The 15,399-nt window shown below is 68.0% G+C and carries 14 protein-coding genes; 7 read left to right on the top strand and 7 right to left on the bottom strand.

The genetic code is table 11. From position 1 onward, the window contains the following. Positions 1-27 precede the first annotated feature (27 nt). On the bottom strand, positions 28-1,386 hold the full coding sequence (aptA, locus tag BAMB_RS18760; protein ID WP_011658742.1) for an omega-aminotransferase AptA: 1,359 nt from the start codon (positions 1,384-1,386) through the stop codon (positions 28-30). A gap of 105 nt (positions 1,387-1,491) precedes the next feature. Here aptA and BAMB_RS18755 point away from each other — a divergent pair, with 105 nt between their 5' ends. After that, positions 1,492-2,466, top strand: a complete 975-nt coding sequence (locus tag BAMB_RS18755; RefSeq protein ID WP_041491452.1) for a LysR family transcriptional regulator — start codon at positions 1,492-1,494, stop codon at positions 2,464-2,466. Positions 2,467-2,472: 6 nt separating this feature from the next. Here BAMB_RS18755 and BAMB_RS18750 read toward each other — a convergent pair whose 3' ends face one another. Both BAMB_RS18750 and BAMB_RS18745 read right to left on the bottom strand, forming a co-directional pair. After that, positions 2,473-3,723 (bottom strand): MFS transporter, encoded by a 1,251-nt coding sequence (locus tag BAMB_RS18750; protein WP_011658740.1) that lies wholly within the window; start codon positions 3,721-3,723, stop codon positions 2,473-2,475. A gap of 144 nt (positions 3,724-3,867) precedes the next feature. Further along, positions 3,868-4,338, bottom strand: coding sequence for a MarR family winged helix-turn-helix transcriptional regulator (locus BAMB_RS18745; protein ID WP_011658739.1), 471 nt, complete (start codon positions 4,336-4,338; stop codon positions 3,868-3,870). Positions 4,339-4,504: 166 nt separating this feature from the next. Between BAMB_RS18745 and BAMB_RS18740 the strand changes: the two genes are divergently transcribed. Next, positions 4,505-4,996, top strand: a complete 492-nt coding sequence (locus tag BAMB_RS18740) for a 2,4'-dihydroxyacetophenone dioxygenase family protein (RefSeq protein ID WP_011658738.1) — start codon at positions 4,505-4,507, stop codon at positions 4,994-4,996. A 10-nt stretch (positions 4,997-5,006) separates the two neighbouring features. On the opposite strand, the gene BAMB_RS18735 is transcribed toward BAMB_RS18740, so the two are convergent. Next, on the bottom strand, positions 5,007-5,966 hold the full coding sequence (locus BAMB_RS18735; protein WP_041491644.1) for a GlxA family transcriptional regulator: 960 nt from the start codon (positions 5,964-5,966) through the stop codon (positions 5,007-5,009). Positions 5,967-6,106: 140 nt separating this feature from the next. Between BAMB_RS18735 and BAMB_RS18730 the strand changes: the two genes are divergently transcribed. Then, a complete protein-coding gene (locus tag BAMB_RS18730) occupies positions 6,107-6,907 on the top strand; it encodes an SDR family NAD(P)-dependent oxidoreductase (RefSeq protein ID WP_011658736.1) in 801 nt (266 codons plus the stop codon). A gap of 201 nt (positions 6,908-7,108) precedes the next feature. Here the strand turns inward: BAMB_RS18730 and BAMB_RS18725 are convergent, their stop codons facing one another. Further along, the gene (locus BAMB_RS18725) at positions 7,109-8,488 is read right to left on the bottom strand and encodes an MFS transporter (protein WP_011658735.1); all 1,380 of its coding nucleotides are present in this window, start codon (positions 8,486-8,488) and stop codon (positions 7,109-7,111) included. A 182-nt stretch (positions 8,489-8,670) separates the two neighbouring features. Further along, positions 8,671-9,630, bottom strand: coding sequence for an MBL fold metallo-hydrolase (locus tag BAMB_RS18720; protein WP_041491643.1), 960 nt, complete (start codon positions 9,628-9,630; stop codon positions 8,671-8,673). A 177-nt stretch (positions 9,631-9,807) separates the two neighbouring features. Here BAMB_RS18720 and BAMB_RS18715 point away from each other — a divergent pair, with 177 nt between their 5' ends. Continuing rightward, positions 9,808-11,472 carry an IclR family transcriptional regulator gene (locus BAMB_RS18715; RefSeq protein ID WP_011658733.1) on the top strand — a complete coding sequence of 555 codons (1,665 nt, stop codon included), beginning with the start codon at positions 9,808-9,810 and terminating at the stop codon, positions 11,470-11,472. 721 nt (positions 11,473-12,193) lie between these two features. On the opposite strand, the gene BAMB_RS18710 is transcribed toward BAMB_RS18715, so the two are convergent. After that, positions 12,194-12,676: an Lrp/AsnC family transcriptional regulator gene (locus BAMB_RS18710; RefSeq protein ID WP_006755380.1), complete on the bottom strand. Its 483-nt coding sequence runs from the start codon at positions 12,674-12,676 to the stop codon at positions 12,194-12,196. A gap of 283 nt (positions 12,677-12,959) precedes the next feature. Here BAMB_RS18710 and BAMB_RS18705 point away from each other — a divergent pair, with 283 nt between their 5' ends. The 3 genes from BAMB_RS18705 to BAMB_RS18695 all read left to right on the top strand — a co-directional run bounded on the left by BAMB_RS18705 (position 12,960) and on the right by BAMB_RS18695 (position 15,389). Beyond that, a complete protein-coding gene (locus tag BAMB_RS18705; RefSeq protein WP_011658731.1) occupies positions 12,960-13,613 on the top strand; it encodes a LysE family translocator in 654 nt (217 codons plus the stop codon). A 120-nt stretch (positions 13,614-13,733) separates the two neighbouring features. Continuing rightward, positions 13,734-14,909: a voltage-gated potassium channel protein gene (gene kch / locus BAMB_RS18700; RefSeq protein ID WP_011658730.1), complete on the top strand. Its 1,176-nt coding sequence runs from the start codon at positions 13,734-13,736 to the stop codon at positions 14,907-14,909. 48 nt (positions 14,910-14,957) lie between these two features. Beyond that, entirely contained in the window at positions 14,958-15,389 is a 432-nt protein-coding gene (locus tag BAMB_RS18695) for a YqaA family protein (protein WP_006755377.1), read from the top strand. The last annotated feature ends 10 nt before the right edge of the window (positions 15,390-15,399 follow it).

Below are 15,399 nucleotides of genomic sequence, written 5' to 3'. Positions count from 1 at the left end.
CGGTTGTCGCAACGGGCGCGCCGCGGCTCAGTCCACTTCGTTCAGCGCGTCGGACAGCGCGTTAACGAGGTTGTCGATCTCGCGCTTCTCCGAGATGAACGGCGGCGCGAGCTGGATCGTGTCGCCGCCGTAGCGCACGTAGAAGCCCTTCGCCCAGCAGCGCATCGCGATCTCGTACGGGCGCCGTGCCGGCTCGCCCGGCAGCGCCGCGATCGTCAGGCCGGCCGCCAGCCCGTAGTTGCGGATGTCCGTGATATGGCGCTGGCCCTTCAGCCCGTGCACGGCCGCCTCGAAATGCGGCGCGAGATCGCGCACGCGGGCCACCGCGTCTTCTTTCACCAGCAGGTCGAGCGCCGCGACGCCGGCCGCGCAGGCGACCGGGTGCGCCGAGTACGTGTAGCCGTGCGGGAACTCGAGCATGTACTCGGGGCCGCCCACGGCCATGAACGTGTCGTAGATTTCCTTCGTCGCGATCACCCCGCCGAGCGGCTGCACGCCGTTCGTCACCTGTTTCGCGAAGTTCATGATGTCCGGCGTCACGCCGAACGCGTCGGCGCCCGTCATCGCGCCGGCACGGCCGAAGCCCGTGATGACTTCGTCGAAGATCAGCAGGATGTCGTGCGCGGTACAGATGTCGCGCAGGCGCTTCAGATAGCCCTTCGGCGGCACCACCACGCCCGCCGAACCCGAGAACGGCTCGACGATCACGGCCGCGATGTTCGATGCGTCGTGCAGCGCGATCAGGTCGAGCAGGCGGTCGGCGAGGTCGGCGCCGTTCTCCGGCATCCCGCGCGAGAACTTGTTTTCGGCGAGTTGCGTGTGCGGCAGGAAATCGGCGTCGATCCCCTGACCGAACAGCTTGCGGTTCGGCCCGATCCCGCCGACCGAGATGCCGCCGTAGTTCACGCCGTGATAGCCCTTCTCGCGGCCGATCAGGCGCGTCTTCGTGCCCTTGCCCTTCGCACGCCAGTACGCGCGGGCCATCTTCAGCGACGTGTCGGCTGCTTCCGAGCCCGAGCCGGTGAAGAACACGTAGTCGAGGCCGGCCGGCGTCAGGTCCTTGATCTTGTTCGCGAGCTCGAACGACTTCGGATGGCCGAACTGGAACGCCGGCGCGTAGTCGAGCTGCGCGACCTGGCGGCTCACGGCTTCCGTGATTTCCGCGCGGCCGTGGCCTAGGCCCGTGCACCACAGCCCCGACAGGCCGTCGAAGATCTTGCGGCCTTCGCCATCGGTGTAATACGCGTCCTTGCCCGCCACGATCATGCGCGGGTCCGACTTGAACTGGCGGTTCGCCGTGAACGGCATCCAGTGGGCGTCGAGCCACGCGGCGTCGGTGCGGAGGTCGGTCTCGTCCTGCTGGCGGGTGGTGATCGTATTGGTCATGTCGGTCGGCGCGACGCGCCCCTCGTGCTTGGGATGATGTTGCGCATTGTCGGGAGGCCAATTAGTCTTTTGAATATCGCAATATCAATGTTCACTTGCTCATCTATGCAGGCAAAGAAACCGAAGAGCCGCGCGCTGCTCGGGCAGCTCAGCGACATGGATCTGCGGCTGCTGCGGGTTTTCAAGGGCGTCGTGCAATGCGGCGGGATGGCGGCGGCCGAACTGGAACTGAATATCGGCATCTCGACGATCAGCCGGCACGTGAAGGATCTCGAAACGCGCCTCGGCCTCGTGCTGTGCCGGCGCGGCCGCGCCGGCTTCACGCTGACGGCCGAGGGGCAGACGGTGTACGAGGAAACCCTGCGGCTGCTCGCGTCGATGGAGGCATTTCGCAGCCGGATCGACGGCATTCACGACAAGATGGGCGGCGAACTGCACATCGCCGTATTCGACAAGACGGCCACCAACCCGAAGGCGCGGCTCGGCGACGCGATCCGCCAGTTCGCGGACGACGCGCCCGACGTCGCGCTGAATCTGCATGTCGCGTCGATCAACGAGGTCGAGCGCGGGATCATCGACGGCAGCTATCAGGTCGGGATCATCCCGGCGCACCGCAATTCGGGGAGCCTCGTGTATTCGGAGCTGTTCGACGAACGGATGCTGCTGTACTGCGGCCGCCAGCATCCGCTTTTCGACGCGCCGCACGGCAAGCTCACATGGACGACGATCCGCAACCACGCGTTCGCGGGGCTGGGCTTCCATTCGCCGAACATGGAACTGAGCCATCGCGCGAAGCTCACGCGCAGCGCGACGGCCTCTGACCAGGAATCGATCGCGACGCTGATCCTGTCGGGCCGGTACCTCGGCTTCCTGCCCGACCATTACGCGGAGAGCTTCGAAAACAAGGGATTGATGCAGGCGATCGCGCCGCACCGCTTCAACTACCGGTGCCGATTCGTGAGCCTGCTGCGACGCTCGCCGCGGCCGTCACGCGCGGCGCTGCTGTTTCAGTCGTGCCTCGAAGCCGCGCATGCGGCGGTGCGGCTGGGTGGTGATGGTGGCGACGGCGGTGACGCGTAACTGGGCTCAGGCTCCGCCGCCGGCGCCGCCTTCAGGCAGCGACTGTCGCGTCATCTGGATCAGGAACACCACGGCGACCAGCGTGGCCGCGAACCCGGACGCCGCGCCGACGCCGAGCGCCCAGCGGGGGCCGAGATGGTTCGCGACCCAACCGGCCACCGGCGCGCCGATCGGCGTGCCGCCGAACGCGACCGCGAGGCGCAGCGCCATCACGCGCCCGCGCATCGCCGGCTCGGTCGATAGCTGCATCAGTGCATTGGTCGACGTGGTGAACGTCATCGCGGCGATCCCGGTCAGCACGAGCGCCGCCGCGAACAGCCAGTAACTCGGCGCGATCGCGCCGAGCGTGCAGCCGATCCCGAATACGGCCGCGCCGATCCACAAGTGCCGGAACCGCGGCCGTTCGCGGCGCGCCGCGAGCAACGCGCCCGAGATCGTGCCGACCGCCATCATCGACGACAGGATGCCGAAGCCGCGCGCATCGACGTGAAACACACCGGCCGCCATCGTCGAGATGAACAGCGGAAAATTCAGCCCGAACGTGCCGATCAGGAACAGCATCGCGAGCGTCGCCTTCAGGTCCGGGCGCCGCCATACGTACCGAAAACCGTCGAGGAGGCTTCCCCGCGTATGGACAGCGCGCGTGTTCTCGCGCAGCTCGTCGGCGCGCAGCAGCGACAGCGACGCGAGCACCGCGACAAAGCTGACGCCGTTCAGCAGGAACGCCCAGCCCGTGCCGACCGACGCGATGATGAAGCCGGCCACCGCCGGCCCGATCATCCGCGCCGCGTTGAACGACGTCGAATTGAGCGCGACCGCGTTCGCAAGCTCGCGGTCGCCGACCAGCTCCGCGACGAAGGTTTGCCGCACCGGCGCATCGAACGCGGACGCGCAGCCGAACAGGAACGCGAACAGATACACATGCCACAGCTGCACGACGCCCGCGACCGTCAGCAGCCCCAGCGCGAGCGCGAGGCCGCCCATCAGCGCCTGGGTCGCCATCAGCAGCCGGCGCTGGTTGAAACGGTCGGCCGCATAGCCCGTCCACGGCAGCAACAGAAGCTGCGGGCCGAACTGCAGCGACATCACGATGCCAACCGCCGACGCGTCATGGTGTGTGAGCTGCGTGAGCACCAGCCAGTCCTGCGCGGTGCGCTGGATCCACGTGCCGACGTTGGACACCAGCGCGCCGGCCGCCCACACGCGATAGTTGAAGCTGCGCAGCGAGCGGAACACGCCCGCGGCCGGCACGCTCATGGCCGCTGCGGCGCGTTGCCGCCGCGCAGCGCGCTGACGAGATGTGGAACGGCATTCGTCAGAAAGGCGCCGCCGAAAAAGTACGACACGAGATGCAGGATGTTCATGTTCGGGCGTTCCTCCCGCCGGGCGGGTCGATCGGGTTCACGGGCGCGCCGCGTCCTGGAATTCGGCGAGCCGCTGCATCAGCTGCACGGCCGACGCGAGTTCGGCCTGCTCGTGCGCCGACAGTTGCGCATGCAGCGCGCGAAACAGCCAATCGTCCTTGGCCGCGCGGTTGGCCTGCAGCCGCTTGCGGAAATCCGGCGTGAGCGCGATCAGCGTCTGCCGACCGTCGGTCGGATCGGGCGCGCCGCTGACGGCGCCCCTCGCTTCCAGCGTCGCCACCGTCACGCGCATCGACTGCGGCCGAACGCTTTCCGCCCGCGCGAGCGCGGAGACGGTCGCGGGGCCGTCGCGGTCGAGGCGCAACAGCACCGACTTCTGCGACGAGGTGAGGTCATTCGGATGAGTTTGCTCGCGCAGCCGCCGCATCAGCTTGCTGACCGAGATCCGGAGTTCGCCGGCGAGACCGGCCAGGGGTGGCGTTTCGGGGGACGAAGAGGGGGTGTTCATGAATCCACGATAGCATATCTACAGAAAAACTGTACAGTTAAGCTGTATATATCGATACAGGAAGAATGCGTGTCCGCTCGCCGGCGCCCCGGCAATCCATGTCAGCCCTCCGGCCGATCCGCCTCTGCGATAATGCGCACTCCCCGTTTCCGCTCCGCCTTCCGCCATGACGCAGCCGTCCGCCCCGCTCCCCACCGACCTGCCGCCGATTTCGTGCCTGCCCGGCGACGCGCTGCCGTGGCTGCCGATGAGCGCCGACCTGCCGGGGCTCGCGATCAAGTATCTGCATATCAATGCGGCGGAAGACACGCTGACCGCGCTGCTGAAGATGCCGGCCGGCGGCACGCTGCCGCGCCATCGTCACGACGGCGAGGTGTTCGTCCATACGTTGCAGGGCGCGTGGCGCTACCGCGAGTACGACTGGATCGCGCAGGCCGGATCCACGGTGCTCGAACCGGCCGGCTCCGTGCATACGCCGGAAACGCTCGGCGCACCGGGCGACGACGTGATCACGCTCAACGTGATGCGCGGCGACCTGGTGCTGCTCGACGACGACGGCCGCGAGACCGCGCGCGAGAATTGCCGCGTCGCGCTGCTGCGCCAGCGCAAGCACGCACGCGCGGCGCCGCACGACGCCACGGCGTTCGTCACGCGCTGAGCGGCGCCACTCAGGCCGTTTCGCGCTCGTCCGCCCGCGCGTCGCGCCGCACCGCCTGCGGCGGCACGCCGAAGCCGCGCACGAACGCATCGCGCAGGTGCCGCCGGTCGCGGAAACCGTTCTCCTTCGCGATGACGTCGAGCGAATGCCGGCTCTGCTCGATCATCAGCCGCGCGGCCTCGAGCCGCAGCCGCTCGATCGCCTTCGCCGGCGACTGCCCGGTTTCGAGCGTGAACACGCGGCTGAACTGGCGCGGACTCAGGTGCGCGGCGTCGGCGAGTTCCTCGACGGTCAGCGCGCGGCCGAGATGCTGGCGCGCATAGTTCAACGCATTCTGGATCCGGTCGGATTTCGGCGCGAGATCGAGCATTTCCGAATGCTGTGACTGCCCGCCCGCGCGGCGCTGATGCATCACGAGCTTGTGCGCGACCGAACGCGCGGCGTCCGCACCGAGGTCCTTTTCCACCATCGCGAGGGCCAGGTCGAGGCCGGCCGTCATCCCGGCCGACGTCCAGATCGGCCCGTCGACGATATAGATCCGGTCTTCCTCGACGCGAACCTCCGGAAAGTGCTTCTGCATGTCGCGGCCGTACGCCCAATGCGTCGTCGCGCGACGCTGCGCGAGCAGCCCGGCCTCGGCGAGCACGAACGCGCCCGTACAGATGCCGGCGATTCGCCGCGCACGCGCGTTCGGGTGGCGAAGGAAGGCGACGACGCCGGCCGGCGCCGGCGATGCGACCGGATCGTTGACGCCCGCGACGATCCACGTATCGACGTCGATCCGCCCGCTCAGCGCGCGCGTCGCGACCGGCAAGCCGAGCGACGAGCGCACGTCGCCGCCGTCGACGGAATAGTTGTCCAGCACGTAGAACGGTTCGCCGGCGCCCATGTTCGCGTACTCGAACACCGACTGCGCGGCGAGCGCCATGATCTGGAAGCCGTCGCTGATCAGAAAGCCGATTCGGTGCATGCGTGTCTCCGCTGCCGGGGTGACGGTCGTCATGACCATCCCGATGTCCGAAATCATACCCATCTACGTCATTTGCGTCGCCGTGATTCGAAAGCAGAATGCCTTCACGCACTCACCTTTCTTCGCAACGGAGCGACATCATGACTGAAGCACATCGCGGTACCGCCGTCATTACCGGCGCATCGTCGGGCATTGGCGCAATCTACGCCGACCGGCTCGCGCGCCGCGGCTACGACCTGATCCTGGTCGCGCGCAACCGCGACCGGCTGACCGCCCTCGCCGAGCGCATCACGAACGACACGCAGCGCAGCGTGGAAATCGTCGGCGCGGACCTCAACGATCGCGCCGAGCTCGCCGCCGTCGAGGCGAAGCTGAAGCAGGACGCGAGCATCACGCTGCTCGTGAACAACGCGGGCGTCGGCACCCACGCGCCGTTGCTCGACAGCGACGTCGACGCGATGACGCGACTGATCGACCTGAACGTGACCGCGCTCACCCGCCTGACCTATGCGGCCGTGCCCGGCTTCGTCGCACGCGGCCGTGGCGCCGTGATCAACATTTCGTCGATCGTCGCGCTGTCGCCGGAAACGCTCAATGGTGTCTATGGGGGCAGCAAGGCGTTTGTGCTCGCGTTCAGCCAGTCGCTGCATCACGAACTCGCGGACCACGGCGTGCAGGTGCAGGCCGTGCTGCCCGGCGCCACGGCCACCGACTTCTGGCAGACCGGCGGCCTGCCGCTCGAACACCTGCCGAAGGAGATCGTGATGTCGGCGTCCGACCTCGTCGACGCGGCGCTGGTCGGCTTCGAGCGCGGCGAACTCGTGACGATTCCGTCGCTGCATGCGGCTGACGAATGGGATGCGTACGAGGCCGCGCGCCGCACGATGGCGCCGCACCTGTCGACGGATTCGCCGGCGCCGCGCTATGCGGCTGCGCGCTAGTCGGCAACATCGGCGTCGCGCCCGCCCTGCGCGGGCGCGGCGCTGTCGAATCGAAGCGCGTCGATGACGGCCGGCTCGCCGGTCGTCGTCAAACGGCGCGTGACATTGCACGCGCCCGATTCGCCAAGCCCGTTTCGCCCCGCTTGCCACGCATGGCCGTGCAACGACCACGACGCCCGCCGGCAGCGACGGACCCGTGGTTCACGCGCGCGGCGCGCCTTCACCCTTCACGCCGAGCATCAGCGCGGCGCCGCTCAGCGCGAGCAGCGCGGCCAGCAGATACACGGCGAGATCCATGCTGCCCGTGCGCGTGCGGATCAGCCCGATCACCCACGGGCTGACGATGCCGCTCGTGATCCCGATGCTGCTGATCAGCGCGATCCCGGCCGCGGCCGCGTTGCCCGACAGATAGCGGGTCGGCACGGCCCAGAAGATCGGCAGCGCGGCGAAGATCAGCGTCGCCGCGATCGACAGGCACGCGAGCATCGCAGCAAAGCTGTGCAGGTGCAGCGTCAGCGCCGCGAGGGCCAGCCCGCCGCCGATCGTGCAACACGCGAAGTGCTTGCGGCGCTCGCCGGTGCGGTCCGAGCGGCGCGCGATCAGGATCAGGCCGACTGCGCCGACCGCGTTCGGCACGACCGTGTAGAGGCTCACGGCCACAACGTCGGTCACGCCGAAGTCGCGGATCATCAGCGGCATCCAGAAATTGAGCGTCAGCGATGCGCAGGTCAGCGAGAAGTAGATGAACGCGAACAGGTAGACGCGCGGGTTCGCGAGCGCGGCGAGCAGGCTGCGTTTTTCGTGCGCGCCATGACCGGCGCCGTGCGGACGGCTGTCGCCGCACAGCGCGGCGACGCGCGCCTTTTCGTCGGACGTGAGCCACGCGGCGTCCTGCGGACGGTCGACCAGGTACGTGAACGCGAAGCCCGCGAGCACGATGGCCGGCGCGCCTTCGATCGCGAACATCCACTGCCAGCCGTGCAGCCCGAGCACGCCGCTCATGTCGCGCATGATCCAGCCCGACACCAGGCCGCCAAGCACGCCCGCGACCGCGACGCCCGCGAAGAACACCGAGATCGCCGCCGCGCGCCGGTTCGCCGGGAACCAGTAGGTCAGGTACAGCACGATGCCGGGAAAGAAGCCGGCCTCGAACACGCCGAGCAGGAAGCGCAGCACGTAGAAATGCGACGGCTGCGACACGAACATCATCCCGGTCGACGCGATGCCCCACAGCAGCATGATCCGCGTGAACGTGCGGCGCGCGCCGAAGCGCGCGAGCAGCAGGTTGCTCGGCACCTCGCAGAACACGTAGCCGACATAGAACACCGCGGCGCCGAGGCCGTACATCGCATCGCTGAAGCCGAGATCATGCTTCATCTGCAGCTGCGCGAAGCCGATGTTGATGCGGTCGAGGAACGACACGACGTAGCAGAGGAACAGGAACGGCACGATCCGCCACGCGATCTTGCGGAACAGCAGCGCGTCGCCGGCATCGGATGCCGGCGCGGATTCGTATACGGAAGCCGACGCCGCGGCACTCGCGTGCGCGATCGTCGCTTTGGCGGGAAGCGATTGAGGCATGTCTCTCTCCAAACGGGCCACGCGATTCGAGCGCGCAACAGTCTCCGAGGGCGTGCATGCGCCCTGCTTTCTTGTGAGATCGGAAGTCGGCTCCGGAAACCGCGGCGCAATGCCGCCGCCGTTCAGGGGCCGTCAGAAAAACGGCGGGACGTCCGCCCGGACGCCCCGCCGCCGTGACCCGCTCAGTCCTGCAGCGCGTCCCACATTTCCTTGTCGCGCTGCGCGGTCCAGATGCGCGGATGCGTGATGCCGCTCGCCTCGTCGAACGCGCGCGACACGTCGAACGGCAGACAGTGCTCGTAGATGAACACGTTGCCGAACTTCGGATCCATCGCTTCGCGCGTGAGCGCCATCGACGCCTTCAGGTCGAGCTTGCGCTCGACGGCCTTGCGGCCCTGCGCGAGCAGCGTCGTCACGAAGTCCTTCGTATAGTCGAGCCCCTTGTTCACATCGGCCGGAGTCAGCAGCGCGGGGCCGCGGCCCGGCACGAGCTTTTCCGCGCCGAGCGCGCGCAGCGCCTCGAGCGTGGTCGGCCACTGTTCGAGCTGCGCGTCGCCGCAATAGCAGGCCGCGTCGTATTCGACCAGATCGCCGGAGAACAGCACCTTCTGCGACGGCAGCCAGACGATCGTGTCGCCCTTCGTGTGGCCCGAGCCGACGTGCATGATCTTCACTTCGAGCTTGCCGAGGAACAGCGTGATCTCGCGCTCGAACACGAGCGTCGGCCAGGTCAGGCCCGGCACCGTCTCGACGCCCGCGAACAGGCGCGGGAAGCGCTCGATCTCCGACTTCATGTCGGCCTCGCCGCGCTCGACGATCATTTCATAGGTGCCGCGGCTCGCGATCACGTGCTGCGCGCCTTCGGCGAAATACGCGGACGCACCGAGCACGCGCACCGCGTGGTAATGCGACAGCACGACGTGCTTGATCGGCTTGTCGGTCACGCTGCGGATCTTCGCGATCAGGTCCTGCGCCATCGCGGGCGTCGCGGTCGTATCGACGATCAGCACGCTGTCGTCACCGACGATCACGCCCGAGTTCGGGTCGCCTTCGGCGGTATACGCGTACGCGTTCTCGGACAGCTGCGTCCAGGTGATCTTCTTCACTTCCAGATCGGCTTGCGATGCGAATGCTTTGGCCATGTTGCGTTCCGTGGCTTCGAGCCATGTGTTGAGGGGAGTGAGTGGATCATCGACCTGCATCGATTATTTGTCAATGACAAAGTCGCTTGCTATTGTCCAATACGGGTAAACCTGCGGGCTGGCGCGTCAAATGGCGTCGGATACCATGCGGGGTTTCGTCAACGGAAGAATCATCGCGTGCAGAACCACGAAGTCAGCGCAGACGACGCACCGCCCAAGGCGCAGCGCGGGATCCAGAGTGTCGAGGTCGGCGGCCGGCTGCTCGACGCGCTCGCGCGCCGGCGCAAGCCGCTCGGGCTGTCGGAGCTGGCAGCTGCGGCCGGGTTATCGACCGCGCAGGCGCATACCTATCTCGTCAGCCTGACGCGGCTCGCGCTCGTGAAACGCGACGCGCTCACCGGCAACTACGAGCCGGGGCCGCTGTCGCTGCGGCTCGGCCTGATGTCGATCGAACGCCAGCCGGCCTATCGCGCGGCGCTGCCGCACGCGGCGCGGCTCGCGGAAGCAGTCGGCCTGAGCGTCGCGTTGTCGGTGCCGGGCGTGCTCGGGCCGACGATCGTGCGCATCGAACACGGCGGCTATCCGTTGCATGTGAACCTGCACGTCGGCTCGGTGATGTCGCTCGATACGACGGCGACCGGCCGCGTGTTCCGCGCGTTCGGCGACCCCGCACTGCTGGACGCGATGGCGGCCAGCCAGGCCGGCGCCGGCGACACGCTCGCGGGTGCCGAAGGCGAGCAGCCCACGTCCGATGCCGGCGCGTGGCAGGCCGAGCTCGATGCGATCCGCGCGCGCGGGATCGAGCGCGGCGTGGACCGGCCGAGCCCCGGCGTCAGCGCGATGTGCGTGCCGGTGCTGGACGCGGACGGCCGCCTGCAACTCGCGCTGACGGTGATCGGTTCGACCGGGTCGATCGATGTCGGCTGGGACGGCCCGATCGCGACCGCGTTGCGCGATGCGGCGCGGCAGGCCACCGCGTCACTCGACGCCGGACGCGACGCGCAGCCGGGCGCGCCGGCCGCGGCTCCGTCCGTGCAGCGCCTGCCGCCCGCGCTCGCCGACGACACGAAAGCCCAGCGCGGCATCAACGCGCTCGACAGCACGGGCGACCTGCTGCTCGCGCTCGTGTCGGCGGGCCGCGCGCTGCCGCTGCGCGATCTCGCGGCGGCGGCCGGCATGCCGGCCGCGAAGGCGTTTCCGCATCTGGTGAGCCTGCAGAAGATCGGCCTGCTGAGCCGCGACGATGCCGGCTGCTTCGGCGGCGGCCCGCTCGGTCAGGCGCTCGGCCTGATCGCGATGCAGCGCGTGTCGCCGACGCGCGATGCCGAAGCGGAGATCGTCGCGCTGGCGGCCGCGACCGACATGAGCGTCGCCGCGGCGACTCTCGGGCCGCTCGGGCCGACCGTGATCCGCCTCGAGGAATCGGCGCGGCCGCAGCATGTGAGCCTGCAGGTCGGCACGGTGATGTCGCTCGTGAATACCGCGATCGGGCGAATCTTCGCGGCCGGCATGCCCGACGACGTGCTGGCCGGCCTCCTGGCCGACGAGCCGGTGCGCCTCGCGGGCCGCGCGATGGAGGTCGACGACGCGTTCCGCGCGCGACTAGCGACGATCCGCACGGACGAACTCGATTTCGCGTTCGACGCGCCGGTGCCGGGGATCGGCACGATCGCCGCGCCCGTGTTCGATCACACCGGCAGCATCCGGCTCGTGATCGCGATCATCGGCTCGTCGCGCGGCTTCCCGCGCGGGCCGGACAGCGCGCTCGCACATACGCTGCTCGCCGCGACGCGCCGCCTGTCGTGGCGATTCGGGTGGATCGGCGAGTCATCGTCGCCCTGACGTTCCTTCCTGTTCCTCATTGCGAGGCCCGGCTCGCCGCGGCCTTGTCACGTCTGTCCACTGTGTAACGACGACGACGGACGCGGCTCATGTTGCGGAGCAGCAACACAAATTGTCAGTAATTCTCATATAACGAAATCGCATTTCACAAAGCGGTGACGCTCCTCTATGATTAGGGTTATCCCTAACTCGCCACCTATACGGGGCTTCGTCATGCAAACGTCTAACATTTCCGATCGTTCCACCCAATCCGCTGGCTGGCTCGCACGTATTGGCGAACTGCTTGCAGAAGCATGGGCACTGCACCTCGAGAACTGCGAAATCATCGCCCAAGCGCACGCACGCCTGCCGCGCTGAACGCAGCCGATGGCCGCCGGCCGGCGGCAGAAATGTCCGGTTGATCCGCTTGCCGGGACGCGCGCCGCAAGGCCGCCGCGTCCGGCATCGGTGTCCCGACGGATATCGTTGAAAGAGCCGAACGGCCCCGATATGAGTGACGCGCTCACGCAATGTGAGCGCTGTGAGGCGGAATTTCAGTGGCGGTGCCAGGATCGAGTGTGTCGGCACGGAAGATTCATCCGTTTTCCCGCCCTGCTCGAATTTCCCGCCTCTATCCGGCTCCGGGCCGCGCGCATTGGCCGCGACAGCCCGATTACCGCCCTTCCTCAACGCGATCGCGCCCTCATCCTCACGATGACGCGCGGCCCCGTCTTCGCCGTCGTCACACCTGAATCGACGGCACGTCCTTCATGCACCGCAGCGCGAACATCGAGCGGCTGTGGCGAATGCTCGAAATCCGGTACAGCTTCTCGCGCAGGAAGCGCTCGTAGCCGGCCGTTCCGTCCACCGCGACCTTGATCCAGTAGTCGTATTCGCCCGACACCAGGTAGGCCTCGAGCACTTCGGGCAGCGCCGCGAGTTCGGCGCCGAAACGCGCGAGCGCGTCGTCTTCGTGGCGATCGAGCGTGACTTCGAGGATCACGATGTCCGCATAGCCGAGCATGCGCTGGTTGACCAGCGCGACATAGCCGTCGATGTAGCCGTCGAGTTCGAGCTGCCGCGTGCGGTTCCAGCACGCGGTGGTCGACATGCCGATCTGTTCGGCCAGTTCGGCGTTCGACAGACGCGCATTTTTTTGCAGTGCACCGAGGATCTTGCGGTCCTGGTTGTCGAGGGTTTTCGGCGTGCGTTCGCGGGTAGCCATGGCGAGGAGAATCTTCTACTTGAAATCCGCATTCTATCTGAACAGGATTCCGGTTTCGGCTCAGTTTTGCTGGAAAACAGGAAGCCTTTTAACCAGCCGGCTTGATACATTTTCTCCATGCCTGTTGTCCGGCACGCTCCCCGCGACAACCCCTTCGCAGCGGGACGCCTGGCCGCAATCACGAGTTGCGGCGCCGGACACGCAGGCATGCGATTGCCCGCCGCCCGCGCGCCTATCCGGCGGCCGGGCCGGCGCCCGACTCCCTGTTCCCGTCCTTCCCGTCATGTCGTTCAGGCTTTATCTGTCGTTCCTCGCTGCATCCGCCGTCCTCATCTACGCCCCCGGCCCCGTCAACCTGCTCACGATGAACCAGGCGCTGCGCGCCGGCTGGCGCCGTGCGCTGCCGTGCGTGTGGGGCGGCACGCTCGCCGTGCTGCTGCAACTCGCGCTCACCGCGCTGTGCCTGAATTCGCTGGTCCATCTCGACGAGCATGCGCTGACCGTGCTTCGCTGGGCCGGCGCCGCGTACCTCGTGTGGCTCGGCTGCAAGCAATGGCTCAGCCGTGCGCCCGCAACCGCATCCGCCGCACCGGCCGCTTCGGCGGAAACCGGCATCGCCGCCCCCGACACCGACACCGGCCGTGCACTGTTCTGGCGCGGCGTCGCCACCTCCGGCCTGAACCCGAAGACGCTGCTGTTCTTCCCGTCGTTCTTTCCGCAGTTCATCGTCCCGAACGCCGACTGGAGCCTGAACGCGCAATTCCTGCTGCTCGCGACGACCTTCGCGCTGCTGTTCGCCGGCGGGGTCGCGTCGATGGCGCTGTTCTCGCACCGGCTGAGCCGGGCACTGCGGCGGCCGGCACGGATGCGCGCGATGAACCGCGTGACGGGCGGGCTGCTGGTCGGAATGGGCGCGATCATGGTCGGCTGGAACTGAGCGGGCGCGCGCGGGTGCCGTGTCACCCGCCGCCCGCGCCCTCGAAAAGACAGCCGATCGCCGAATGCTTTAGGGTAGCGGCTTGTTCGTCGGACCTGCCCGGCTCACCCGGGCGATTGCATGAAGCACGTCACTACCCGCCTGCGGCGCCTGTTCGCGCCGATCGGCCTGCACTGGTATCTCGCTCTCCTCCTCACACTCGATGCACTGATGGTGCTGCGCCCCGTCGTCGCGCATGCGCAGCTCGGCGCGCATCATGCGTGGCTCACCGATGCGCTGAACCTCGTCGACAACGCCGGCCTCGTCGTGCTGCCCCAGGTCGTCGTCGCGGCCGGCCTCGCGACGATGGCCATCGGCATCGTGCTGCGCGCCCGCGTCGCGTGGGTGCTGTCGATCCTGCTGCTGGTCGCGGCCGCCGCGATCAGCCTCCTCGGCGGCTATCGCAGCAACGCCGTCATCGTGTATACGGCCGTGCTCGCCGTCGCGCTGATCTACTACTGGCGCCACTTCGATCGCGCGAGCGTCGCCGCGAGCAGCCTGTTCGCGCTGCTCAGCATCGTGTCGCTGCTGATCTACGCGACCTTCGGCGTGCTGTATCTCGGCGACGAATTCACGCCGCCGGTCCACGACCTCGCCACCGCCGTCTACTTCTCGATCGTCTCGATGTCGACGGTCGGCTACGGCGACATCGTGCCGCACGCGCCCACCGCGCGCCTGTTTACCGCGTCGGTGATCGTGCTCGGCATCACGGTGTTCGCGACGTCGATCAGCGCGGTCGTCGGGCCGGTGATCGGGGGCAATCTGAAACGAATCGTCAAGGGAGGCATTTCGAACGTGATCCGCAAGCATCATTTCCTGATCGTCGGCGCGACGCCCGTCGCGCATGCAGTACACGACGGCCTGCGCAAGCGCGGCTACGCGGTGACCGTCATCGTGCCCGCCGGGGTCGAGCACAACTATGCGGGCACGACCGACCTGATCGTTGGCGACGCCACCGACCACGCGGTGCTGGAAAGCGCCGGCGCGGCGACGGCCCGCGCGGTGCTCGCGCTGCGCTCCGACGATGCCGAGAACGCGTTCATCATCCTCGCGATCCGCGAGATCGCGCCGACGGTGCGCACCGTCGCGCTCGTGAATCATCAGCGCAACCTCGAGCGGCTGCGCCTGCTGAAGCCGGACATGGTGTTCTCGCCGCAGCAGCTCGCGGGCGAACTGCTCGCCAGCACGCTCAACGACGAACCGGTCGACAAGTCGATGATCTCGCACCTGCTGTTCGGCACCGCCGACGCCGCATGACGGGTGCCGGCCGACCGACCCACAACCCACGGCCGGTACAATCGCGCGATGTCCGAACTGCTCACCTACGGCGGCCTGTTCGCCGTGTCGATGGTCGCCGCGACCCTGTTGCCGCTCCAGTCCGAAGCCGTGCTCGCCGGCCTGCTGCTCGCCGGGCGCGAGCCGGTGTGGGCGCTGCTGCTCGTCGCGAGCGTCGGCAACGTCGCGGGCTCGGTGATCAACTGGGCGCTCGGCCGCGGCATCGAGCACTTCCGCGACCGCCGCTGGTTTCCGATCAAGCCGGCCGCGCTCGCGCGCGCCGAACGCTGGTACGCGCGCTACGGCCGCTGGTCATTGCTGCTGAGCTGGGCGCCGGTGATCGGCGATCCGCTGACGATGATCGCCGGCGTGCTGCGCGAGCCGCTGCCGGGCTTCCTCGCGATCGTGACGATCGCGAAGGTCGGCCGCTATCTGGCCGTCGCATGGCTCGTGACGCACTGACATTCGCCGC

Origin of the sequence: Burkholderia ambifaria AMMD, assembly GCF_000203915.1 — a bacterium.
GTDB classification, from domain to species: Bacteria; Pseudomonadota; Gammaproteobacteria; order Burkholderiales; family Burkholderiaceae; genus Burkholderia; species Burkholderia ambifaria.
The sequence above is the reverse complement of the archived record's forward strand: the minus strand, read 5'-3'. Positions and strand labels throughout refer to the sequence as shown.

Bases quoted from the DNA above. Each gene is read 5' to 3' on its own strand.
- aptA (WP_011658742.1), bottom strand. From the start codon at position 1,386: ATGACCAATACGATCACCACCCGCCAGCAGGACGAGACCGACCTCCGC.
- BAMB_RS18755 (WP_041491452.1), top strand. From the start codon at position 1,492: ATGCAGGCAAAGAAACCGAAGAGCCGCGCGCTGCTCGGGCAGCTCAGC.
- BAMB_RS18750 (WP_011658740.1), bottom strand. From the start codon at position 3,723: ATGAGCGTGCCGGCCGCGGGCGTGTTCCGCTCGCTGCGCAGCTTCAAC.
- BAMB_RS18745 (WP_011658739.1), bottom strand. From the start codon at position 4,338: ATGAACACCCCCTCTTCGTCCCCCGAAACGCCACCCCTGGCCGGTCTC.
- BAMB_RS18740 (WP_011658738.1), top strand. From the start codon at position 4,505: ATGACGCAGCCGTCCGCCCCGCTCCCCACCGACCTGCCGCCGATTTCG.
- BAMB_RS18735 (WP_041491644.1), bottom strand. From the start codon at position 5,966: ATGCACCGAATCGGCTTTCTGATCAGCGACGGCTTCCAGATCATGGCG.
- BAMB_RS18730 (WP_011658736.1), top strand. From the start codon at position 6,107: ATGACTGAAGCACATCGCGGTACCGCCGTCATTACCGGCGCATCGTCG.
- BAMB_RS18725 (WP_011658735.1), bottom strand. From the start codon at position 8,488: ATGCCTCAATCGCTTCCCGCCAAAGCGACGATCGCGCACGCGAGTGCC.
- BAMB_RS18720 (WP_041491643.1), bottom strand. From the start codon at position 9,630: ATGGCCAAAGCATTCGCATCGCAAGCCGATCTGGAAGTGAAGAAGATC.
- BAMB_RS18710 (WP_006755380.1), bottom strand. From the start codon at position 12,676: ATGGCTACCCGCGAACGCACGCCGAAAACCCTCGACAACCAGGACCGC.
- BAMB_RS18705 (WP_011658731.1), top strand. From the start codon at position 12,960: ATGTCGTTCAGGCTTTATCTGTCGTTCCTCGCTGCATCCGCCGTCCTC.
- kch (WP_011658730.1), top strand. From the start codon at position 13,734: ATGAAGCACGTCACTACCCGCCTGCGGCGCCTGTTCGCGCCGATCGGC.
- BAMB_RS18695 (WP_006755377.1), top strand. From the start codon at position 14,958: ATGTCCGAACTGCTCACCTACGGCGGCCTGTTCGCCGTGTCGATGGTC.